The organism is Mycobacterium sp. D16R24, from assembly GCF_002013385.1.
GTDB lineage: Bacteria > Actinomycetota > Actinomycetes > Mycobacteriales > Mycobacteriaceae > Mycobacterium.
Genome location: NZ_MAEV01000002.1, coordinates 245,878 through 269,261, shown reverse-complemented (window position 1 = coordinate 269,261; position 23,384 = coordinate 245,878). Strand labels below are relative to the sequence as shown.

Annotated in this window: 20 protein-coding genes; 7 read left to right on the top strand and 13 right to left on the bottom strand. The window is 64.9% G+C overall.

Annotated features, from left to right (window positions below; genetic code table 11):
- Positions 1-1,134, bottom strand: a 1,134-nt coding sequence (locus B4383_RS02305) for a PIN domain-containing protein (protein ID WP_078321061.1), incomplete at its 3' end; no start/stop codon positions are given.
- Positions 1,135-1,941: 807 nt separating this feature from the next.
- On the opposite strand from B4383_RS02305, the gene B4383_RS02300 reads away from it, so the two are divergent.
- Positions 1,942-2,832 (top strand): aldo/keto reductase, encoded by an 891-nt coding sequence (locus B4383_RS02300; RefSeq protein WP_078287798.1) that lies wholly within the window; start codon positions 1,942-1,944, stop codon positions 2,830-2,832.
- On the opposite strand, the gene B4383_RS02295 is transcribed toward B4383_RS02300, so the two are convergent.
- The 5 genes from B4383_RS02295 to B4383_RS02275 are packed head-to-tail and all read right to left on the bottom strand — an operon-like array spanning position 2,829 to position 9,521.
- Positions 2,829-3,551: a 3-keto-5-aminohexanoate cleavage protein gene (locus B4383_RS02295; protein WP_078287869.1), complete on the bottom strand. Its 723-nt coding sequence runs from the start codon at positions 3,549-3,551 to the stop codon at positions 2,829-2,831. The two genes, B4383_RS02300 and B4383_RS02295, sit on opposite strands and share 4 nt — an antisense overlap.
- A 12-nt stretch (positions 3,552-3,563) precedes the next feature.
- Positions 3,564-4,637 carry an XdhC/CoxI family protein gene (locus B4383_RS02290; protein ID WP_078287797.1) on the bottom strand — a complete coding sequence of 358 codons (1,074 nt, stop codon included), beginning with the start codon at positions 4,635-4,637 and terminating at the stop codon, positions 3,564-3,566.
- Positions 4,634-7,342, bottom strand: a complete 2,709-nt coding sequence (locus tag B4383_RS02285; RefSeq protein WP_078287796.1) for a molybdopterin cofactor-binding domain-containing protein — start codon at positions 7,340-7,342, stop codon at positions 4,634-4,636. The genes B4383_RS02290 and B4383_RS02285 overlap by 4 nt, the downstream gene beginning before the upstream one ends.
- Complete coding sequence (locus B4383_RS02280; RefSeq protein ID WP_078287795.1) at positions 7,339-8,151, bottom strand: FAD binding domain-containing protein; 813 nt, start codon at positions 8,149-8,151, stop codon at positions 7,339-7,341. The genes B4383_RS02285 and B4383_RS02280 overlap by 4 nt, the downstream gene beginning before the upstream one ends.
- Complete coding sequence (locus tag B4383_RS02275; RefSeq protein ID WP_078287794.1) at positions 8,151-9,521, bottom strand: 8-oxoguanine deaminase; 1,371 nt, start codon at positions 9,519-9,521, stop codon at positions 8,151-8,153. Before B4383_RS02275 ends, B4383_RS02280 begins: the two co-directional genes overlap by 1 nt.
- Before the next feature lie 62 nt (positions 9,522-9,583).
- Between B4383_RS02275 and B4383_RS02270 the strand changes: the two genes are divergently transcribed.
- Positions 9,584-10,987: an amidohydrolase family protein gene (locus B4383_RS02270; protein WP_078287868.1), complete on the top strand. Its 1,404-nt coding sequence runs from the start codon at positions 9,584-9,586 to the stop codon at positions 10,985-10,987.
- On the opposite strand, the gene pucL is transcribed toward B4383_RS02270, so the two are convergent.
- The 5 genes from pucL to B4383_RS02245 form a co-directional block, all read right to left on the bottom strand.
- A complete protein-coding gene (gene pucL / locus B4383_RS02265) occupies positions 10,984-11,892 on the bottom strand; it encodes a factor-independent urate hydroxylase (RefSeq protein WP_078287793.1) in 909 nt (302 codons plus the stop codon). The genes B4383_RS02270 and pucL overlap by 4 nt on opposite strands.
- Positions 11,893-11,907: 15 nt before the next feature.
- Positions 11,908-12,231 (bottom strand): hydroxyisourate hydrolase, encoded by a 324-nt coding sequence (gene uraH / locus B4383_RS02260; protein ID WP_078287792.1) that lies wholly within the window; start codon positions 12,229-12,231, stop codon positions 11,908-11,910.
- A complete protein-coding gene (uraD, locus tag B4383_RS02255; RefSeq protein WP_078287791.1) occupies positions 12,228-12,770 on the bottom strand; it encodes a 2-oxo-4-hydroxy-4-carboxy-5-ureidoimidazoline decarboxylase in 543 nt (180 codons plus the stop codon). The genes uraH and uraD overlap by 4 nt, the downstream gene beginning before the upstream one ends.
- Complete coding sequence (locus B4383_RS02250) at positions 12,757-14,709, bottom strand: solute carrier family 23 protein (RefSeq protein ID WP_078287790.1); 1,953 nt, start codon at positions 14,707-14,709, stop codon at positions 12,757-12,759. Before B4383_RS02250 ends, uraD begins: the two co-directional genes overlap by 14 nt.
- A gap of 119 nt (positions 14,710-14,828) precedes the next feature.
- Complete coding sequence (locus B4383_RS02245) at positions 14,829-15,539, bottom strand: GntR family transcriptional regulator (protein ID WP_078287789.1); 711 nt, start codon at positions 15,537-15,539, stop codon at positions 14,829-14,831.
- Between the two features lie 156 nt (positions 15,540-15,695).
- Here B4383_RS02245 and B4383_RS02235 point away from each other — a divergent pair, with 156 nt between their 5' ends.
- A complete protein-coding gene (locus B4383_RS02235) occupies positions 15,696-16,436 on the top strand; it encodes an aspartate/glutamate racemase family protein (RefSeq protein ID WP_078287787.1) in 741 nt (246 codons plus the stop codon).
- On the opposite strand, the gene puuE is transcribed toward B4383_RS02235, so the two are convergent.
- Positions 16,391-17,317, bottom strand: coding sequence for an allantoinase PuuE (gene puuE / locus B4383_RS02230; protein WP_078287866.1), 927 nt, complete (start codon positions 17,315-17,317; stop codon positions 16,391-16,393). The two genes, B4383_RS02235 and puuE, sit on opposite strands and share 46 nt — an antisense overlap.
- Positions 17,318-17,524: 207 nt before the next feature.
- Here puuE and B4383_RS02225 point away from each other — a divergent pair, with 207 nt between their 5' ends.
- Positions 17,525-19,042 (top strand): NCS1 family nucleobase:cation symporter-1, encoded by a 1,518-nt coding sequence (locus B4383_RS02225; protein WP_078287786.1) that lies wholly within the window; start codon positions 17,525-17,527, stop codon positions 19,040-19,042.
- On the opposite strand, the gene B4383_RS02220 is transcribed toward B4383_RS02225, so the two are convergent.
- Positions 19,030-19,623, bottom strand: coding sequence for an NTP transferase domain-containing protein (locus tag B4383_RS02220; protein ID WP_078287867.1), 594 nt, complete (start codon positions 19,621-19,623; stop codon positions 19,030-19,032). The two genes, B4383_RS02225 and B4383_RS02220, sit on opposite strands and share 13 nt — an antisense overlap.
- A 74-nt stretch (positions 19,624-19,697) precedes the next feature.
- Here B4383_RS02220 and dctA point away from each other — a divergent pair, with 74 nt between their 5' ends.
- The 3 genes from dctA (at position 19,698) to alc (ending at position 23,375) form a co-directional block, all read left to right on the top strand.
- Entirely contained in the window at positions 19,698-21,059 is a 1,362-nt protein-coding gene (dctA, locus tag B4383_RS02215; protein ID WP_078287785.1) for a C4-dicarboxylate transporter DctA, read from the top strand.
- A 103-nt stretch (positions 21,060-21,162) separates the two neighbouring features.
- Positions 21,163-22,362: an aldolase/citrate lyase family protein gene (locus B4383_RS02210; RefSeq protein ID WP_286150512.1), complete on the top strand. Its 1,200-nt coding sequence runs from the start codon at positions 21,163-21,165 to the stop codon at positions 22,360-22,362.
- The gene (gene alc, locus B4383_RS02205; RefSeq protein WP_078287783.1) at positions 22,359-23,375 is read left to right on the top strand and encodes an allantoicase; all 1,017 of its coding nucleotides are present in this window, start codon (positions 22,359-22,361) and stop codon (positions 23,373-23,375) included. Before B4383_RS02210 ends, alc begins: the two co-directional genes overlap by 4 nt.
- Positions 23,376-23,384: the final 9 nt, after the last annotated feature.

Sequence of the window (23,384 nt, the reverse complement as noted above, 5' to 3'; positions counted from 1 at the left end):
CATCACCTGGGGATCGATCTGCAGTGAACCTGAGAACCACGCGCGGCGCATGGGGTCGTCTGGCAAAGCCTCGATAGATGTGACCGTGAGGCCGAGCACCTCTCCCTCAGCAGACACTGCGACCCGTCCGCCAATTTGGAGTCGTTTGGGAATGATATCGGTGTCGCTGCTGATGTACTCAACATCCACTTCTGCATCGGCGAGCACACGGAACTGCGCTGTCCAACTACCAGCGGCCCGCATAGCAGCGTCATCGAACTGGAGCTCACCTGGACTACAGGTGATGGCCGCAAGTGATGCGCGTACGGTGCGACGCGGAAGTGCGGCAGCTCGCGGATCAACACCTAATTCTGTTCCAGCGCTCAGGATTTGGATACCTAGTTGATCTATGTCGAGCTGCTGGATAAGAGATTCGCGATTTTCGGCCGATAACGGCGCAAATTTCGCAGCGAGAAACTGTTCTAGTCGTTCCAAAGTCCTAACGTAAAAAACACGCTCACGAGCACCCTGGCCATCGAGATCTTCCAGTAACTGGGGGTGCAGCGGGAAGGGACAGCCGTCCGCGTCGGCAGGGTTCTTACTCTCAAGCTGGTCACCGAAGTCTGTGTAGTTGTCACTGACAAACCACACTTCGCAACTCGGATTTCCCGCCGCCAACTCGCACACAGAAAGCCAGATCAAGGTATCGCGCAGACCATCCTTTCTTGTGCCGTCATCTGAATTATCTTGTACACCTTTTGGTTTCACATACGGCGCACGACGATCCGAAGCACGATCAGCAAGCGCAAGTAGGCTAGTAGATTCAGGTGGATCGACGGTTTCTGCACCAATCTCAATCAGTCGATTACGTAAAGTTTGATCATATCCATCGATGCTTGCATTGATGGATTCAAGGATCGACTGGTGGGCCGACGAAGCGCCGAACTTCCCGAGCTTGAGACCGACTACACGATCGCGATCCTTCTGCCAGTTCCGCCGAACCACCTTGACAGACTCCATCTCAACGACCGCCGGGACTACGAAGCGAATGCTCCAGTCATCCTTCTTGGCAAGAAGCGCACGCCATCCCTCGGACCGTAGATCAAACGAACGGACGATAGCGTTCGTGTCTAACACGACGATTATCGTGCTCATTTGGCAACACACCCCGTTCACACACTATGAATTACTCGGCCGGCCCAGCAGTGTCACCCAGGCAAAGGCTCCTGCATCTGCGACTTCATTCTGACACCGCCCGCTTCCACGAGGCCGGGAACCCCTCTACATCCCTCCAAGCAGCTTTGGCGCAAACTGATGTTGGGCACATACAGCTCATGAGCAACGAACGTTCGGTTGCGAATTCAGAAAACGAAGTCGTGGATCTAAGGACTAAATCACTCGAGGCGCTGCTACAGATCCGCTAGGTATGTTCGAGAAGTCGCCGTCTGTCCGCAATGCTGTCGAAACAGGTAAAACCATTGGCCGCAGCGCTCCCACGCACCCCTCCACGGACATTTCGATCTTCAAACCACGGACACAATTCCCAGCCGCCACTAGATACATACCCGCTAAAAAAGAGTCTTCAAACCCAGCGCATTCGCCCATTCATGAAACACGCCGTCATGCAAGACCAACAACCACGCCTACGTCACCACGTTCGCATCAACCGAAGATGGACATAGCACCCGCCTCTGCCATCCCATGCTCAGCCACGCCGAAACTCAACCCTCACCGCACTGATCGCGACGACCCCGACGTAAGGATCTTGTAAACCCCAAAGTCTTCCGCGCGCCGAAAACCCTTGCTGTTCAGCGATTTCAGCAACTTCACAGCAACTCAGTGATCGGCGTCACAGATACTAACTTCAACTGACAGTTGTACCGTCTCAACTGACACGAGGACGTGTCGCTCCCGGGTATCAATTCCACTGCTCCTTCAGCCGCAGAGTGATTGGAGTCCGTCGTGCTACCTTGCACTGTCCCAAAAGTTCGTTTCTACAACGGCGTCGAAATCCCCCAACTGGGCCTCGGTGTCGCCGCCATTCCTGACATCGAAGCGGAAACCATTGTCCGGCAAGCACTTGACGCCGGATACCGGCATATTGACACCGCCACCAGGTACGGCAATGAGCGCGGTGTCGGCCTCGGCATCTCCCGCTCGGGCGTACCTCGAGAAGAAGTCTTTATCACCACAAAGCTGTGGGTGGACGATTTCTGCGATGCCGCAAGTGCTTTCGCGCGGAGCCTTGACATGCTCGGCACCGACTATGTGGATATGTTCCTAATCCACTGGCCTGCACCGGATCACGGTCAGTATGTGACCGCATGGCAGCAGATCGTGCAGCTCTACCTCGACGGCAACATCCGCGCCATCGGGGTATCCAACTTCGAACCCGAGCACGTGGAGGCCATCGTCGACGCGACCGGCGTGCCGCCGGTGATCAACCAGGTGGAGCTGCACCCGTATTTCCAGCAGCGGGAGTTGCGGCAGTTCAATTCCGATAGGGAAATCGTCACGGAGGCATGGAGTCCCCTTGCCCAAGGAATCGGCACCACCGGGGACTCCCCACTGGCTGCGCTGGCCGCCAAGCACAACAAGACGCCAGCACAGCTGATCCTGCGTTGGCATATTCAATTGGGTCATGTGGTGATCCCCAAGACGTGCTCGCCTAGCCGGTTGGCCGAGAATCTCCAGATCTTCGATTTCAGTTTGTCCCCAGAAGATCTCGAGGTGTTCGTTCAGTTCGACCGCCCCAACGGCAGGCTGGGGACCCACCCCAATGAGGGATTCTCGGCACACCATTCGGCGCGAAGCAGATGGCACCGGGAGCAGCTGGCCAAGCGGGCCGCCTAGCGCTCTCCCATCCGGGCACGCCCGGCAGCGACGAGTTCGGCATTGCTTGCGGCCAGCGATCCATCCGGCATGCGCAACGTGTCTTCAAGCCCTATCCGTGCGGCAACCCCTCGGGCCGCCGCGAGATCGAGTACGGGCCATGCTGATGAGTCCTCGCCGTGCAGGAGCACACCGCGGGCGCCAGCCACACGAACCTGTGCCAGCATGCGCACCGCTTGCTCTTCGACTTCGGTGCCGGCGACGCCACCCGGAAGCTCCAGCAGGACGCGGAAGCACTCCCGGCGAAGCGGTGAGCCCGACCACGACAGGGCAGCCGCCTCATTCCACAACCCTGCCTCCACACCGATCCCGCGAGCCAGCAGCGTCTCGGCGACCTCGGTCGCGCCGTCCTCATGCCAATTCACCGAGGCGAAGTCCGGCAGTTCGGTCCACTCGTTGATGGCCGCGCAGCGTGCGGCCGGATCGGTCAGTGCCCAGGCGCCCGTGGTGACGCCGACGGGAAGATCCGGGCATCGCGCACGGATGGCCGCAACGACGGGATCGACCGCACCAGCCAGCAGGGAGTCGAACCCGTTGGCGTCCTTGGCATGAACGTGCACCGCCGCTGCCCCCGCATCACGGCATGCCGCGGCGTCCGCCGCGATCTCAGCCGGTGTGCACGGGATCGCGGGGTGCTGGTCCTTGCGCCGCACCCCGTTTAGGCATGCCTTCAGGTACACCGTCTGCATCGCCTACCGGTGGATCGGCCCGTCGGTGTCGCCCAAGGCCAACCCCGAGCCTCCCGAGGTCTCGGCGATGATCTGCGCCGCAATGGATATCGCAGTCTCCTCGGGTGTGCGGGCGTTGAGGTCCAGGCCCAGCGGGCTGTGTAGCCGCCGCAGCTGATCGTCGGTAATGCCCTCCTCACGCAGGCGCTCCACCCGGTCGGCGTGGGTGCGTCGCGATCCCAGTGCGCCGACAAACGCCACCGGCACCAGGGTGAGAGCTGCCGCCAGCATCGGCACATCGAACTTCGGGTCATGAGTGAGCACGCACACCACCGTGCGCCCGTCGATGCGGCCGGACGCTGCTTCGGCGCGCAGGTACCGGTGCGGCCAGTCGACCACCACTTCGTTCGCGTGTGGGAACTGTGCCCGCGTCGCAAACACCTCACGGGCATCGACCACTGTCACCCGGTAGCCGAGCTGATTCCCGGTGCGGCTCAAGGCCCGGACGAAGGCGTTGGCCCCCGCCAGAATCATCCGCGGCGGTACACCGAATGCCTGTACGAATACCCGCGGTAGGGCGGATTGATCGGGCTCACAGCGATCGGCACCCGCCACCGCGCTGCGTCCCGCCCGCACCAGTGATGCGATATCGCCGTCGATCTGCGGCCACGGCGCCGACTCACCCGGTCGCACCAAAGCCCACTGCGGAATCCCTGACAGCGTGCTCACCAAGGCCGCAGGCTCCCCCGCCTCGGTCAGGCTCCGCAACCGGAGCAGCAGCGGCAGCCTTTCGGCCCCAACACTTTCGGTGACAACCTCAATCTCACCACCGCATGTCAGCCCCGGCGCGATACCGTCATCGACACCGAATCGCTCGCTGACACACAGGCCGGTCGCCAGGACCCCGCGCGCGGTCTCGATGACCGCAGCCTCCACACAGCCACCCGACAGCGACCCGATGACCACAGAATCGGCCGTCATGATCATCGCGGCCCCGGGCTCACGGGGGGCCGCACCGCTGACCTCCACCATACGGGCCAGCGCGACAGTGCCTCCGGCCTGCAGCAGGTCAACCAGGGCGCCGAGGATATCTTTCATGAGCGCTCTCCTATCCCGGATTCGTTGATGGCCTGCCACACTCGTGCCGCGTTCATCGGCAACCGATGCATCCGCACCCCGACGGCATCGCGGATGGCGTTGGCCAGCGCCGGCGCCACCGGGTTGTACGGGGACTCACTCATCGACTTCGCGCCGAGCGGCCCCAGGGTGTCATAGGTATCGGCGAAGTAGACCTCGGTATCGGGCAGATCGACCAGCTGCGGAATGTGGTAATTGCGCAGGGTCGACGTGCTGACGATGCCGTCCTGCACCAGGATCTCTTCGTAGAGCGCCGATCCGATGGCCTGTGCGACACCGCCTTCCACCTGCCCGCGGCATTGCTGCGGATTGATGATTACCCCGGCGTCGGCGGACTGCACCGACTGCAGGATCCGCACGGTGCCGGTGTCCGGCTGCACCCCGACTCGGAATGCCTGGACATTGAAGGCCACCGACCGCGGCGTGCCTTCGTGACGTCCCACCGCCGTCAATGGCTGCGGCGCCGAGCCCGCGATATCGGCCAGCCTCAACAGATCCTCGCCGATCCGCACCCCGTCCGGTCCCAGCACACACCGTGATTCCGGCACGGCCAGCTTCACTGCCGCACACCGGATAATCTTGTCCCGCAACAGTTCTGCCGCGCGGTGCACGGCCAGCCCGGCAACGGTGGTGCCTGCCGACCCGAAGGCCCCGGTGTCGTGGCCCACCTCGTCGGTATCGGCCTGATGAACATCGACCTGAGTCGGTGCGCACCCCAGCACGGCCGCGGCGAGCTGAGCGTGCACGGTGGTGGTGCCGTTGCCGAATTCTGCCGAACCCACAGAGATCCGGTAGCGTCCCCGCGCATCCAGCTCGGCGCGCGCATCGGCCACATGCCCGCGCGGGGGCACGGTCGCAATCATGGCGATGGCCATGCCCTCGCCCACCGTCCAGTCTTCGGGTAGGTCCGACCCGTTGCGTGCCGGGTCGGCCGCGCCCTGCACCAACGCATGTTGCGCCAGGTCCAGGCACTGGTCGAGTCCATAGCTGCCGAATTCCAGGTCGTCCTCCTCCACCTCCCAGCTAACAAAGGGGTCTCCCGGGACGATGGCATTGCGGCGCCGGAACTCGAACGGGTCGATACCGAGTTCGCGGCACAGCTCATCGAGGGCCGACTCGATCCCGAACAGCACCTGCCCCAGGCCGTAGCCGCGGAACGCACCGGACGGAATGTTGTTGGTGTACACCGCCTGCGCATCGACTCTCTTATTCGCACAACGGTATTGGGCCATGGACTCGTTGCAGCCGTGAAACATGACACCCACGCTGTGGTTTCCGTAGGCCCCGGCATCCGAGAGCACGTCCACGGCCAGCGCCGTGAGTACCCCGTCCAGACCGGCCGCGGCGGTCACGTTCACCCGCATGGGGTGGCGGCACGGCGCGATCGTGAACTGGTCGCTGCGGGTCAATTCGTAGACGGCCGGAGCGCCAGTCGCACGCACCGCCAGCAGCACCAAGTCTTCGGTGAGCATCTCTTGTTTGGCGCCGAACCCGCCGCCGACCCGAGGCGCGAACACTCGAACCTGTTCACGGGCAAGGCCGAAGATATGGCAGAGCTCGTCGCGTACCAGGAACGGCACCTGGCTGCTGGTACGCAGAACATAGCGCCCGCGCTCGTCCTGCCACCCCACCGAGCCGTGTGTCTCCAGGTGGACATGCTGCACGCGGGCGGTGTGCCAGCTGCCACGTACCACCGCACCGGACTCCCCCGCGCGGGCCACCGCCGTCTGGACATCGCCGACCTCACCGTGCACCTCGGCGACAAGATTGCGTGCCGGGTCGGCGATCCTCGCGCCGGCCCCCTTATCTCCGTGCACCCGGTGCACCCCCGGCCGCTGCACCAGCTCGGGATCGAATACCGCTGGCAATAGCTCGTATTCGACCTCGATGCACGCGAGCGCCCGGTGCGCGATGGTCGACGAGTCCGCCACCACCGCCGCGACGCGCTGCCCCGCGAACCGCAGCACACGGTCGAAGACCAGCGTGTCATCGGGGTCGTCGGTGCGCTCGTGATGGCGCGCGGTGGAGAACGGCACCCCGGGGTCATCGCGGTAACACAGCACCGCGCGCACCCCGGGCAAGGCACCGGCCTTGGCGGTGTCGATGCGAATGATGCGGGCCGACGGGTGCGGACTGCCCAGTACCGCAATATGTCCCACATCGGTGGGCAGCTGGTCCATGGTGTACGGCTCAGTCCCTGTGACCACCCGAGCGGCAGCCGGAGCACTCACAGTGTCCTTCGGTGGCGCGACGCCGCAGATGGCGGCACGAATGGGCCGGTACCCGGTACACCGGCACAGGTTGCCCTTCAACGCATTGCCCAGATCCTCTGTCTGATCCTCGGTGAGCGTCGCTGCCGTCAACACCATTCCGGCCGTGCAGAATCCGCATTGAAAACCGGCGTGACCGACGAAACCACGCTGCATGGGATGCAGATCATGTTCATCTCCGAGACCTCGCACGGTGAGGATCTCGGCATCGGTGACCCGATGTGCGGGCACGATGCACGAGTGTTGCGACGCCCCGTCCACCAGCACCGTGCAGGCGCCGCAATCACCCGCGTCGCAACCCTTTTTGACCTCGGTGTGGCCGTGCTCGCGCAGGAAGGTACGCAGGCACTGCCCGGACCGCGGGCTGGTGTCGATGATCTGGCCGTTGACCTTCACAGGCGCCCTCCGGTCAACTCTTCGGCGACCTCGCGGGCCAGTTGCGCGGTGATCGCCCGCCTCCACTCGGCGGTGCCGTGGGCATCGGTATGGAACTCCGCGCCGGGTATGGACGCCGCGGCCGCGAACACACCGCCCGGATCGGCCGGGACCCGGAGCACGATCGGCCTGCGTGTTCCGGCGGAGACCCCGAGCACAATGTCGTGGCCGTCGAGCCTGCCGGTAACGAGCGCACCCGAGCGGCCCAGCGCCGAATACGCGACCTTACGCAGCACCGCCGGTTGCCTGAGTGCCGCAGCAGGAAAGGTGATGGCGCGCAGCACATCACCGGCGTGCAATACCGTCTTGTTGATATCGGTGACGAATTCGGTGATGGCACAGTGCTCATCGGTGCCGTCGCGGCGCCAGATGAGCAGCTCGGCATCCAGGGCCGCGCACAACGAGATCATCGCTCCCGCGGGCAGACCCAGACAGATGTTGCCGCCGACCGTCGCGGCACGCCAGATCTTGAATGAGGCCAGCAGCGCACGCGCGCACTGCCCAAAAAGGACGGTCGCACGCCAGTCGGGCGGATAGGAGGCATTGATGAGTCGTTCGATACTGCAGGTGGCTGCGATCTGCAGCCCGCTTGCATCGACCACGACATCGGGCCACCGCATGCCGGCCAGGTCCACTAACCGCCGCAACTCCGGCTGCGGCTGGCTCATGAGCCAGGTTCCGCCCGCCAGCACGCCGTCCCGTGCCCCGAGGCCGCTGAGGTCAGCGCGGTCTCGCGGAATCAGCACCGAGTCGATGGTGTGCAGATCCATCAGCGTGCCCTGCCCATCAATCCATGATGCGCCGCCTGCACTGCGGCCGCGATCCGATCGGTGTCGACTGTCAGCATCTCCCCGTCTCTGACGACAGGTCGCCCATTCACCCAAGAGCACCTGATGGGCGGTACCGCACCCAGCATCAGGGCGGCCACCGGATCGTCGATTCCGCTGTGGCCCAGCGTGCGCAGATCCCACAACACCAGGTCGGCGCACTTACCGACCTCGATCGAGCCGATCTCCTCGGCGCGGCCCAGCAGGCGGGCCCCGCCCAGCGTCGCCAGCTCCAGCGCGGTGCGGGTGCTCAGCGCCGTGGGCCCTCCGACAGCGCGTGCCAACAGCAGCGCCTGGTGTGCTTCCCCCAGCAGCCGTCCCGACTCATTGGAGGCCGCGCCGTCCACCCCCAGGCCCACCGGCACCCCGGCCGCCAGCAGCTCGCGAGTCCGGGCGATACCGGCGCCTAGGCGCCCGTTGGAGGTCGGGCAGTGCGCGATACCGGTGCCCGTGCCGGCCAGCCGGGCAATGGCCGCATCGTCGAAGTGAATACCGTGCGCGAACCACACGTCGGGGCCCAGCCAGCCCAGCTGTTCCATGTAGTCGATGGGGCTACACCCGAACCGCTCGGCGCAATAGTCGGTTTCGTCCTGGGTTTCGGCCAGGTGGGTGTGCATCCGGACACCGCGCTCGCGCGCCAATAACGCTGACTGACGCAACAGCTCGCCGCTCACCGAGAAGGGCGAGCAGGGCGCCAGACCGATGCGCACCATGGAGCCTGGCGCCGGATCATGCCAGCGGGCAATCGCCGCGGCGCTGGCCTCCAGGGCGGTGTCGATCGACTCCACCAGCGCATCCGGCGGCAGTCCACCGGCCGACTGTCCCAGGTCCATCGAGCCCCGGGTCGGGTCGAACCTAAGCCCGACGTGCCCCGCCGCTTCAATCTCGGCCTCCAGAAGATCACCTGCCCCGGAAGGGAACACATAGTGGTGATCGGTGGTGGTGGTACATCCCGACAATGCCAGCCAGCTCAGTGCACCCTGCGCCGCCACGTGCAGATTGTCGGCGTCGATACCCTCCCACACCGGATACAGCGCGGTAAGCCATTGGAAGAGCGTGTGATCGGCGGCGAGTCCGCGGGTGATCCACTGATAGAGGTGGTGGTGGGTATTGACCAATCCCGGGGTGAGCAGACAGCCACGACCGTCGACATGTTCGGCACCGTCCAGTGTCCGCCACGGATTCTGTTCTCCGGCGGGCAATACCGCGGCGATCCGGCTGCCATCGATGACCACGGTCGCACCATCGAGCTCACGCCCGTCATGATCGACAGTGGCCGCGAATACGTTCTCGATCAATGTGATTGAGCTCATCGGCGAGACCTAATGCTGCACCTCGGGCTGCGGATATGACACGCAGTGTGCACTATGGTGCGATGCACCCGATTGCGGCCGCCGTATACCGCGGGCACATCTTCCACATCACCGGCTCCCCCGGCGTGGTGGATGCGGCCGCGCATCTGCAGTCGATACCCGATGGGGCGCTGGCGGTCGGCATCGACGGCGCGATCGCCTACTGCGGCACCTACCCGCAACTGCCCCAGGCCTACTCCGCGTGGCCCGTGCACGATCATCGCCCCGGTTTCCTGCTGCCCGGTTTCGTGGACACCCATATGCACTTCCCGCAGACCTACTGCACCGATTCCTATGGCGGCGGCCAACTGTTGGAGTGGTTGGAGCACTGCATCTTTCCGGCAGAGGCCCGCTTGGCCGACCCGGTGCTGGCACAGCGCGCTGCCAACGCCTTCTGCCGGCGCAGGATCGCCGCCGGAACCACGGCCGCGATGGTGATGGGCTCGGCCTTCCCTCAGGCCCAGGACGCCTTGTTCACGGCGACCCGCGCGGCGGGCCTGAGGATGGTCAGCGGACGCGGTGTGCAGACCACCGGGCCGGGCAGCGCCACGGCGCTGCTCACCACGACCGAGCAGGCAATCCGGCTGTGTGCCGACGAAATCGACAGCTGGCATGGCGATTCCCTCACGGATGTGGCACTGGTACCCCGCTTCTCGCTGTCCGTCACGCCCGGCGCCCTCGCGGCGCTCGGCGAGCTCTATGACGAAGTGCGGGGTAAGGGCGTCTACTTCCATTCTCATCTCAACGAGAACGCGCGGCCGGGCACCGGCGAGGTGGATGCCACCCTGTCCGCATACGGGGTCGGGACCTACCTGGATACCTATGACGGTCATTTTCTGCCCGGCTCGCGCAAGGGCGGCTCGACCCTGCTGGGCCGCCGGAGCATTCTGGCGCATGCCGTGCACTGCCAGGACGCGGAACTGGCCCGCATGGCCGACACCGGAACCTCCATCGCACATTGCCCCACCTCCCAACTGTTCCTGGGCTCCGGGACCATGCCGTGGCGCCGGACCGTCGACAGTGGAGTCAACGTCGCCCTCGGCACCGATGTGGGTGGTGGCGACGAATGGCTGTTGACCCGCGTCCTGAACGACTGTTTCAAAGTCCATATGTCCGAACCGGCTTCGGCCGCGGTGTCCCTGCACCCCGCCGAGCTGCTGTTCACCGCCACACTTGCCGGGGCCCGCGCACTGGACCGCGAGGACACGTTTGGCAACCTGGACCAGGGCAAGGACGCAGACTTCCTGATTATCGATCCACACCGATGGGAACCGTTGGCAGACAATCTCTCCCACGGCATCCGATCCGACGACGAGCAGCTGGCCACCGAGCAGACACTGTTCCGTCTGCTGATGGGGCTGCGGGAACCGGCCATCAGTTCGGTGCACGTGCGCGGGCGCGATATCACCGGCTACCTCGACTGCTAGGTCAGCCAGGACAGGTGCGGGTCCCAGGCCGGCCCGGCATCCGGTGCATCATCACGGGTCACGATCGCCTGGATCAACCCGTACGGGCGGTCATCGGCATGAAAGACCTCGTTGGGGTTCTCCAGCCCGAACGGCGAGAGGTCGTACACAAAGTGATGCTTGTTGGGCGCGGAGAGGCGGACCTCGGCGATCAGCGGGTAGGCCTCCAGGATCGCCTTGCCAATCTCGTACAACGTCTGCTGCAGGGCCAGCGAGTGCACGGTGGCGAAGCGCTCCAGGATGATCTGCTTCACCCCGAGATAGGTCTGTTCCCAGTCGACCTCGGTACCCACGAAACGCCATTTGGCCACCAAAGAGGTAGCCATTACCCGGTCGTTGGTGGGCTGTAGAACCGTGTACTTGTCTTCCAGGAAATCGTGAAACTCCGAGCCCGTCGACTTCAGCACGACCAGATCTTTGAGACCACCGATCACCCAGGTCCGCTGCGCCGCGCCCACTCCCTCGACGCTGATCTCCGCGGTGCGCACCTCCTGGCCCTTGCGAACCCAGCTGTGGTCATGCTCACGCCCATCGACAACGACTCTTTCCCAGGCATATTCGTCAATCTCGATGCGCGCACCGGTCACCGGCTCGTACTCGTCCACGAAGTGGTACGCCAGGTCCAGACCGTATTGCTCGATGGTCTCGATGCCCTTCTCCTTGGCGTAGGCGTAGATGGTCTGCTTCTGACTGTCGGTGGGCAGCACCTTGCGCTGATCGCCGTCGGTGTAGGCGGCGGCGAAGTCCCCGCGCAGCGCGCTACCGACATTGAGGTCCTTGATCTCATGACGCGGAGAGTCCCGGTAGATCCGGACGACTCGGTTCTCGGCCTTGCCGTACTGGTTGCCTCCGAGGACGATTGCCATTGATGCGTTCCTTTCTCAGCTGCCGCGATAGGTCGAGTAGGCGTACGGGCTCAGCAGCAACGGGACATGCAGATGCCCACTACCGTCCGCCTGGAAACTGATGATCACCTCCGGGTAGAAACCGTCGATCCCGTTGTCGGTGAACCAGGTTCCGGTGTCGAACACCAGCCGATACGTACCGGCGGCCAGCACCGTCGCGGCGAGGTCCGCGATCCTTCCGTTGGAATCGGTGGTACCGCTGGCCACCGAAGACCCAGCGGCGTCCAGCAGCGTCACCCGTACGCCCTGTGCCGGCCGCCCGGATACCGCGTCCAAGACATGGGTACTCAACCCCGTCACGATTCACCCTCCGTCTCGAAGTCATCGGCATGCTTACCTGCCGGGCCCAGCATCCGCACCAAGCGGCTGCGGTTGATCTTTCCCAATTCCATTCTCATCACCCGGCGTTCGTTCCGGGGGTCATTCTTGAGCCGCTCCTGCAGGATCGCCAGCAGCTCCCCGGCGGGCCTGCCATTGGCGAACACGAGATACACATAGCCAAATCGCTTCTCGTACTCCGCATTGCATTCCTTGAGCCGTGCCAGCACCGCGGCGTCGGCACCGGCCACGCCGGACTGTTCCTGGCGCGAGGCCGCGTTATCGGGCCGCTCCCCGATCCTCGGATGCCCGTCGAGCGCCTCGTCCAGGTCCGAGTCGGTGAGCTCGGCCAGAATCAGGTCCGCCCGGTTGTACAGCGCCTCCTCATCGCGAAAGGGTCGCCCGGCCGCCACCCGCACCGCCCATATCCGCGAGGTGCAACACTCGTAGAGCCAGTGGATCGCCTGGTTATCGGTGAGCTCGTTGAAGCTTTCGATTCCCCGCCAGTCAACGCGTCGCATGGAAATCCTCGTAACGCCCGAAGCGGGCCGCCGTGATGGGATTGGCGTCCGCCACCAGATCATCGAACCGGTAGTTGGCGATCTTGGCGATCTCGATGAGGGCGAACGACCGCTCGCTGGTCGTCGAATTCTCCATACGGCTCCAGCCGTTGCGCAGCACCCGTTCGTAACGCTCGGTCTCGCGTGCGCAGATCACCAGCGGGAAACCGAAATGTTCGCGATAGGCGTTGGCCAGGCTCACCACATTGTTCAGCTCACCCTCATCGAGGGTCTGCAAGATGGTGTGGTCGACGGCCGCCATCTCCCCAGCTTCGTCCTCGGCGCCCAGATCGGGGAACGATCTGATGAGTTCGAGCTGCTGCTCGTCGCTGCCGGTGAGCATCGCCTCCTGGAACGCGCTGCGCAGATCGTGCGCGTCGGCAAAGGGCCGCTGCTGGTAGGCGCGGTCCACCACCCAGTGCACGTCCTGGACCAGGCTGCCGAACGTGTGCCGAAATTCGTCGAGGGTCATCTCATTGACCTGCGCGAGTCGAATGGCGCCTCCCCCCGCCACCGCCACGCCACGGCTGCCGGTGTGGAAGAACAGCAGGTTCAACACGATCGCGGTGATGGCGCCCATGGTGATGCCGGTACTGAACGGGATCTGCAGCAGCCCCGGTACCGCCTGGTCGATTCCCGGCAGCGCGGGAACCGCAATACCGCGCCCGTGGTCCAGGACAGTTGAGGGGCCTGAGGACTGCGAGAACTGCACGTACATCCCCATCGCCAGCGAGGTGCTGGCGATGATCAGGTTGCGGTGATCGTTGAAGTCGACCTTGCCGAGTGTCTGGATGCCGACCACGGCCACCGTCGCGAACAAGGTCATCGCGGCCCCGCCCAGTACCGGGGCCGGGATCGACTCGACGATCTTGGCGGTCTTGGGCAGCACACCCAACACCATCATGATCACCCCGGCGGTCGCTACCACCCAACGACTCTTGACCCCGGTGAGGCGCACCAGTCCGACGTTCTCCGAGAACGCCGTATACGGGAAGGAGTTGAAGGTGCCGCCGATCATGGTGGCTATGCCGTCGGCGCGGACCGTGGCGGCGATATCCGCCCCGCGCACCCGCTTGCCGACGATCTCGGCGGTCGCGAAGACCGCGCCGGTGGATTCGACTGCGGTCACCAGCAGCACCACGATCAGCGACACCACCGCAATGACATCGAAGCGCGGGGCGCCGAACGCGAACGGCGAGGTGAACCCGACCCAGCCCGCCTCACCCACCCGCGTGAAATCGGTGTCACCGGCGAGCCAGGCGATAGCGGTACCGGCAACCAGACCCAGCAGCACCGCGATGGTGCTCCAGAAGCCTCGGAAAAACCTCTGCATCAACACGATCAGCACGATGGTGCCCACCGCGTACATGAGCCAGCGCCCGTTTCCCGGATCGTGCGCGGCCACCGGGCTGTGCGGGTTGCGGACGGCGTCACCGATACCGACCGGCAGCAGCGATACCCCGATGATGGTGATGACCGAGCCGGTCACGATCGGCGGGAAGAAACGGATCAGGCGGGCGAAGAACGGCGCGATGAGAAAGGTAAATGCGCCCGCCGCGATGACGGCGCCGTAAACGGTGAGCAGTCCCACCCTGCCGCCGCCGTGGTCGTTGGCAATCTTGATCACCGGCGCCAGGGTCGCGAAGGTGACCCCTTGCAGCAGCGGCAGCCGCACACCGATCTTCCAGAACCCGACCGCTTGCAGGATCGAGGCAATACCGCAGGTGAACAGGTCTGCGGTGATCAACATGGTCAGCGCCTCGGCGTCCAGGTTGATGGCGCGCGCGATGAGCAGCGGCACCAGTACCGCGCCGGCGTAGAACGCAATCACATGCTGGATCCCCAAAGTAACGAGCTTGCCCGGCGAGGGCACCTCGTCGACGGGATGGACTCTCCTCATCGCAGAACCTCCCTGCCTCAGCGCGTCCGTGCCTACCTGCCGACCGCGGAAGCGACGCTAGATCGAACGTGTTGCGGCCAGGTTGCCGGGTGTCTATATCTTCCCGGCGGGTCAGCACGCTACGTCTCGGCGATTACATCCAATTGTCCTGCGGCAGCGACTATCACCGACTCCAAGCGGTCATGATGGGTGGTCGCGACGGCCAACAGCCCCTCGGTATCGCGCCTTGCCACCGCTGTGATCATCGCCTCATGATCGGCGTGTAGCTGCAGCTGATCCGATGCGGAAACCGTCCGCATCACCTGGAACGGCTCGGTCAGATTCCAGGTGGCCTCGAACATGTGCAGCAGGCGGTGCATGCCGCAGGGAACCACCAAGGCGCGGTGAAAACGCCGGGAATGCAGATGAAAAGCACGCGCGTCGCCGTCGATGGTGGCCTGTTGCAGCAGCTCATGCTCGGCCAGCGCGCGATCCAGATCCGCGGGCGTTGCGAGCGCCGCAGCCTGTGCGAGCGCGGCACGCTCGAGAACACCTCGGGTGAAGTAGATCTCACGAAGCTCCGGCAGCGTGAGCTGAGCTACCCGGTAGCCCCCATTGGCCCGATGGTTGACAAGCCCTTCTGCGACAAGAGTCTTGAGCGCTTCCCGGACCGGGATGGGGCTGATTTGATAGGTGTCGGCCACCTCACTGATGGGGATCATGGAACCCGGCGGCGCGGCACCCTCGAGGATGGCCCGCCGCAATCCGTCGAGCACACTCGTCTGGTCATGCCCGGACCGGTTGGCACGCAGCTCGTTGATCAGCCTCCGGTAGCGGAACGTACGTGACATTCGCCCTCCATCGCCGTCTGCCGAAACCCGATCTTGTCAGTGGTCGCGCCCGGCCGCCATCGCTGGCGACACAGAGTTAACGCGAACGTTTCATGGCGCGGCACCCGCGACCACACCGCGCCACACACCCGCCGCGGCCGACGTACCCTGTCGGCCATGCGCATACGCGTCATCAACCCCAACACCACCGAGGCCATGACGAAGGCCATCGAAGCGGCAGCGCAATCAGCGGCCTGGCCGGGAACCAGCATCACCGCGGTCAACCCGGAGATGGGGCCGGCCTCGATCGAGAGCCACTACGACGAGGCGTTGAGTGTGCCCGGTGTGCTGGCCGAAATCCATCGCGCCGAATCCGAAGGTGCCGAAGGGTATGTGCTCGCATGCTTCGGCGATCCTGGCCTCGACGCCGCCCGGGAACTGGCCACCGGTCCGGTAGTCGGTATCGCCGAGGCCGCCATGCATATGGCCAGTCACCTCGGCAGGGGGTTCAGCGTGGTCACCACATTGGAACGCACCACCGGCCGCGCCTGGGATCTGGCCGAACGCTATGGGATGTCGCGCTTCTGCCGTGGCGTGCACGGTTGCGATATCGCGGTATTGGACCTGGAAACGAACCCCAAAACCAAGGACATTCTCATCGAGCACTGCCGACGCGCGGCCCGCGATGACGGCAGCGACGTGATCGTGCTGGGGTGTGCGGGAATGGCCGGGCTGTGCCGGGACATCTCCTCCGAGATCGGACTACCGGTGATCGATGGAGTGGCGGCCGCGGTGAATCTGGTGCAGTCGCTGGTAGCCATGGGCCTACGCAAGTCCGGACGCGGCGAGTTCGCCACACCCCCGATCAAACCCTATGCCGGACTGATGGACTCGTTCGGTTCAGTATCTGCGGGGTGAACCCGACGCCAATGGTCGGCGATGTCGATGCGTTTGGCGATCCACACCCCGTCATGGGCTTGCACATGATCGAGGAACCGCTCGAGGGCGACTGTCCTTGCCGGCCGGCCCACGAGCCGACAGTGCAGGCCCACCGACAGCATTTTCGGGCTGCCCGCTTCCCCCTCGGCGTACAGGCAGTCGAAAGCATCCCGCAGGTGCGTGAAAAATTCTTCGCCGCTGGGGAATCCGGCCGGTGAGGCGAACCGCATGTCGTTCGTGTCGAGGGTGTAGGGCACGATCAAGTGAGCGGCCGCACCGCCATGTGCAGGTACCCGCACCCAGTACGGCAGATCGTCGGCGTAGGAGTCAGAGTCATAGGCGAATCCCCCGTGCTCGACCACCAGTTGCCGAGTCTGTGGCGAGTCGCGGCCGGTGTACCAACCCAACGGGGCGGCGCCGGTGAGATCCCGCAGAATCTGGACCGCCTGCGCCATGTGCTCTCGCTCGACATCCGGAGATACCAGCTGGTAGGACTGCCACCGCAGCCCATGGCAGGCGATTTCGTGCCCGAGCTCGCCGAACGCCGCCACCGCCTCCAGGTTGCATTGCAACGCCCGCGCCACGGCGAAGATCGTCAGCGGCAGGCCGCGGCGCTCGAACACGCGCAGGACCCGCCAGAGCCCGGCGCGTGACCCGTATTCGTACAGCGATTCCATGCTCATGTGCCGGTTCGTGAACGGTTCGGCCGGGACCATCTCCGAGAGAAATGTCTCCGAGGCGGCCGATCCGTCCAGGACGTTGTTCTCCGCGCCCTCTTCGTAATTGAGCACGAACTGCACCGCGATCCGGGCCTCACCGGGCCACCGCGGGTGCGGTGGCGTGCGCCCGTAACCCACCATGTCGCGGGGCGTCACCTGTCCAGCCTCGTTAGGAGCCATCGTGGGCACGATAGTAGGCCGCCCGGTTTACCGCACCGAATCACGTTCCGGTGGAGGAATTCTGACCAGGGAAAATATTGTTTCTGCGCAACACAATGGCAACACCGGCCACTTAGTTTCGGGTGTCACCAGCCATTCCCGGCTGGTCGACAATTCGCAGGAGGTTGTGTGACCGGCGCACTCACGGCTGATGCCATCGCCCCGGCCGGCGGGCACAGCGCCGCCGGGGACAGCGTGATCAAACCCGTCTATGACCCGGCATTGACCAACGGCGATCTGGCGCCGCTGCGGACACAGAATTGGAACAGCTACAACATCTTCGCGTTCTGGATGTCCGATGTGCACAGTGTCGGCGGCTACGTCTTCGCGGGAAGCCTTTTCGCGCTGGGAATCTCAGCATCGCAAGTGCTGCTCGCGCTGGTGGTCGGCATCGCGGCGGTGTACTGGCTGTGCAACCTGGTGGCGCGTCCTTCCCAGCAGGCAGGCGTGCCCTACCCGGTGACCGCCCGAATCGCCTTCGGAGTGCGGGGCGCCAATCTTCCCGCGGTGATCCGCGGCCTCATCGCCGTCGCCTGGTATGGCATCCAAACATATTTAGCTTCAACGGCATTCGCACTGCTGGCGGTGAAGTTCCAGCCCTCCCTGGGCCGCTATGGCAATGTCGACGACTACGGCTTTCTCGGTCTATCGTTACTCGGCTGGGCAGGCTTCCTGCTGATGTGGGTCTTGCAGGCCGCCGTCTTCTGGAACGGCATGGAGGCGATTCGTAAGTTCATCGACTTCTGTGGGCCCGCGGTATACGCGGTGATGCTGGCACTTGCGCTCTATCTCGTCGTCGCGGCCGGCTGGCAGAACGTGCATTTCGGCCTGGCGTCGGGTCCACCGAAAACCGGGTTCGCCGCGGCGGCGACAGTGCTGAGTGCGATCGCACTGGTGGTGTCGTACTTCTCGGGGCCCATGCTCAACTTCGGCGATTTCTCGCGGTACGGGCGCAGCTTCGAGGAGGTCAAGCGCGGCAACTTCTTGGGACTGCCGTTGAACTTCCTGTTCTTCGCGGTGTTGGCGGTGTGCACGGTGTCGGCGGGGGCAACGGTCATCGGCCGCGGCGAGGACGGCGCGATCATCACCGACCCGGTGCTGATCGTGGACAAAATCGACAACACCACCGCGGCAGTTCTGGGTGTACTCACCTTCGCGATCGCCACCATCGGTATCAACATCGTGGCCAATTTCGTCTCGCCCGCTTTCGATTTCTCCAACCTGTCCCCCACGCGGATCAGCTGGCGTGCCGGCGGGATGATCGCGGCGGTCGGATCGATCCTCATCACGCCGTGGAATCTCTACAACAACCCGGACACCATCCACTACACACTCGACACGCTCGGCGCTGTCATCGGCCCGCTCTTCGGAGTCCTCATCGCCGACTTCTATCTCGTGCGGGGCCGCACGATCATCGTGGACGATCTGTTCACGCTGTCCCCATCGGGGGCGTACTACTACCGAGGTGGCATCAATCCGGTCGCGGTGACCGCGACAGTGGTCGGTGCCGTGCTGGCCATTGCGACGGTGATCTGGGGCAGCGCGTACCTGGCGAGCTTCACCTGGTTCGTGGGCGCGGGAATCGGCTTCGGCATCTACCTGCTGGGCATGCGGCACCTTCCGGCGCACGTGATCTATGGCCGGTAGTCCTGGTCGGCGCCGTCACCCAGGTGATCGCACGGCACCTCGATCATATCGGCGCGGGCGGTCAGGTACGGCCCGGCTCCGCGGTCGCCTGCCAGTGCACCCAGCACCGGGCCGAAATGCTCCGCACCGATGTACACCGGATGCCCGGGACGACCCGCGAAGGTCGCGCGGGCCAGTGCCGAACGCCGGTGCTCGCTTGCGTGCAGCACCGCGCGTACCACCTCCGGGCCGACGGACGGCAGGTCGACCAGATGGATGAGGACCCCCGCCACATCCGTCCGCGCCCGCAGCAGTTCCAGCACCGACCGCACCGATTCCGATGCACCACCCTGCCACCGAGGAACGTCGATACCCCGTGCAGGAAAAGGTATCTCGGCGTGCGCGGCGCCCTGCGTCACGTAGATCTCGCCGCAGCCCCCGCCGTCCAGCGCCGCCACCGCCAGCCCGAGCCAGCGTCCTTCCTCAGCAAGGATCTTCGGTATGCCGTAGCGGGTGCCGGCTCCCGCCGCGAGTACCGCGCCGGCAACGACATCCGCCGTGGCATCGGGCGCGGCGAAGCTCATAGTCCTATCGAACCCCATGACCGCCATCCGCGTAATACGCGCTGCATCCCGCGTTCACATTCGTTAAACAGGCCCTCGTTACGGTCGCGGCCATGACGGCCGCGATCGAGGTACCCGCCAGCGAGATGGTGCGTTTAGCGAACAAGCCGCCCTGGTACCGGTCACTGTTCGTGCAGCTGGTGGTGGCCATCGTCGCCGGTGTGCTCATCGGCTGGCAGTGGCCCGGGCTCGGTGCCGACCTGCGCCCGTTAGCGGATGGCTTCATCAAGCTGATCAAGATGCTCATCGCGCCGATCATCTTCTGCACGGTGGTACTCGGGATCGCCCACGTCGGAGATCTCAAGTCCGTCGGCCGGATCGGCGTCAAGGCCCTCATCTACTTCGAGGCCGTCACCACATTCGCGCTGTTGTTCGGCCTACTCATCGGGAACCTCGCCAAGCCTGGGGCCGGTTTCCACATCGACGCCGGAACGCTGGCGACGGGGGCAGATGCCATCGCGAAGAAGACCAACAATGGCGAGCTGCCACACACCGTCGAGTTCCTGCTCGGCATCATCCCCTCTTCCATCGTCTCGGCCTTCGCCGAGAACGCCTTGTTGCAGGTGCTGTTCTTCGCGGTACTTTTCGGCCTGGCGCTGGCCAAGTTCGGCGAGTCGGGGCCACCGGTGGTGCTGGAGTTCATCGAGCACCTCAGTCACATCTTCTTCACCATCATCGGGTGGATCATGCGGCTGGCACCGCTGGGAGCGCTCGGGGCGATGGCCTACATCGTGGGCCAGTACGGAATCGGTTCGCTCGGCAGTTACGGCAAGCTCATTGCCGCCTGCTACGTGGCCGCGCTGCTGTTCATCGGGGTGTTGGCGGTGATCGCCCGGCTCTTCGCGGGGGTGAACCTGTGGAGGTTCGTCGTCTACATCAAGGACGAGTTGTTCCTGGCCCTCGGCACGGCCTCCACCGAAGTGGTATTGCCGCGCATCATGACCAAGCTGAATCACGCGGGGTGCTCCAAGACGACCACGGGACTGGTCATCCCCACCGGGTACTCCTTCAATCTCGACGGAGCCACCCTGTACCTGTCGATCTGCGTGCTGTTCCTCGCGCAGGCGCTGGGAGTCGACCTCAGCATCGGCGAACAGATCACCGCCGTGCTGGTGCTGATGCTCACTTCCAAGGGCATGGCAGGCGTGCCGGGTTCGTCGTTCCTGGCGCTCTCGGCGACGGTGGCGGCCATAGGCCACGGCGCGATTCCGGTGGCGGCCGTCGCCCTGCTGCTGGGCGCCGATCGGATCATGGACTCGATGCGGGTATCGGTGAACCTGCTGGGCAATTGCGTCGCGACGATGGTGGTGGCCAATTGGGAGGGCCAGCTCGACAAGGACCGCATGCGCAAGGTTCTCGCTGGTGAACAGGTCGCCGCCGAGCCGGACGAAGAACCCGTCGCTGTGCACCGCTGAGCGCTGCACAAACGAGTCTGCGAGCATGGGACCCGTGTCAAAGGCATCCACGTCCCACCCGTCAGATGCCGATAGCCCCGGCTGGCTGGCTCCCATCGCGGAACTGTTGGCGGCCGCCGACGCCGACCTGGCCTGCGCCTATCCCGATGACCGCGGCGAACCGCAACCGATCCACACCGCCTACGTCAGTGCGGCGCTGGCCGATGTCCAGATGCCCGAGCAGTGGGGTGCTTGCGCACTTGAGCTCGCCACGCGCCACGAGCAGGTGCTCACGGCGCTCGATACACAGGGCGTCCTGCCCCGTGTCAGGGACCGGCTGGCCACCGCCCCCATCCAGGACCTGCGGCTCGATTTCGAGGACGGTTACGGCTGGCGCGCAGATAGCACCGAGGACGCCGACGCACGCAAGGCGGGGCGCACCTTGCGTGCGCTGTCTGTGGCGGCCAATCCCCCTACGGCACTGGGCATTCGGATCAAAGGACTCACCTCGGTGCACCTGCGGCGCAGTGTGCGCACCCTGGAACTGGTGCTCGACGGGGCATCGGGGGTGCCGCGGGGATTCGTGACGACCATCCCGAAGTTCCGCGTGCTTACCCAGGTCGAGGCTGCACTCCAGCTGTTCGACGAGCTCGAGCGGGTGCACGGACTACCCAGCGGGTCACTGCGTTTCGAGCTCCAGATCGAGAGCCCCCAGGCGGTACTGGGCGCCGACGGCACCGCCACCCTGGCCAAGGCGATCCACCTGGCGCAAGGACGCCTCGTCGCATTGCATTACGGGACCTACGACTACAGCGCTGCCTGCGGGATAGCCGCCGCGCACCAGTCGCTGGAACACCCTGTCGCAGACCACGCCAAAGCGGTGATGTTGGCCGCGGCGGCCCAGACCGGTGTGTGGGTGTGCGACGGCTCCACGCAGGTGATGCCGGATGGCTCCTCCGAACAGCAGGCCGCCGCGATCACCAGGCACCACCGGCTGGTCACTCGTGCCCTCGAACGCGGCTACTGGCAAGGCTGGGACATGCATCCCGGGCACTTGATCACCCGGTGGCTGGCGACCTATGAATTCCACCAGCGCGCACTGGCCACCGCCGGACCGCGCATCGATGCCTACCTACGGCGACAGGGCGGCGCAATCGTGGACGAACCGGCCACGGCACAGGCCCTGGCCGCGGGAGTACTGCGCGGTCTGGACTGCGGCGCCTACTCGCCCGACGACGTGGTCGCCGTCGCCCCTGGATGCGACCGCGCGGTACTGGACCAACTCGTGCAACGCACCACAACAGGAGATACCGACCAGCAATGACCAGCAATACACCCGCGGGGCTGCCCGATTTCACGATGCTGCCCGACTTGGCACTGAGATCCCTGGGCGGAGCGGTGATCTGGGCCAACGATGATCTGTTCGCCGAGAAGGAGAACCTGATCAAACCCGGACCCGCGGACTACCGGCCCGCGACCTTCGGGCACAAGGGGCAGGTGTACGACGGATGGGAGACCCGGCGCAGGCGTGACCCAGTGGGCGAGCCCGGCCACGACGCCGCCATCGTCCGGCTGGGCGTCCCCGGTGTGATCGCGGGCATCGTCGTCGATACCGCGTGGTTCAAGGGCAACTACCCGCCGGAAATCTCGGTCGATGCCGCGCAGATCGACGGATATCCGTCGGCGGACAACATCGCCCGAGATACTGTCTGGCACAACATCATCGGGCGCACCAAGGTGTACGGCGACACCCGCAACGTGTTCGACGTTCACTCGACACAGCGGTGGACACACGTGCGGTTGACGATGCACCCGGATGGCGGAGTCGCGCGGTTACGCGTGCACGGCCATGGCCGGCCCGACCCGCGATTCCTCGACGCCGGCCAGTTCGACCTGGCCGCCATCGAGAACGGCGGCCTGGTGACCGACTGCTCTAACCGGTTCTACAGCTCACCCCAGAATCTGCTGTTCCCCGGAGTCGCGCGGGTGATGGGCGACGGATGGGAGACCGCCCGCCGCCGGGATGGTGCCAACGACTGGGTGCAGGTGCGGCTCGCCGGCGAAGGAGTGCTCCAGCTGGCCGAGATCGACACGTCGTACTTCGTGGGCAACAGCCCCGGCGCGGCGGCGCTGCAGGGCTTGAGCGCCCAGGGCGACTGGGTTCCGCTGCTGCCACGCACCCCGCTGCAGCCCGACACCCGGCACCGTTTCCTGTTGGAGAGTCCGCAGCCCGTCACCGACGTGCGCCTGGACATCTACCCGGACGGTGGCCTGGCACGCCTACGCCTCTTTGGTGACCTCACGACGGCTGGGCGCGCCTCCCTCCAGCGCACCTGACCAGTCCGC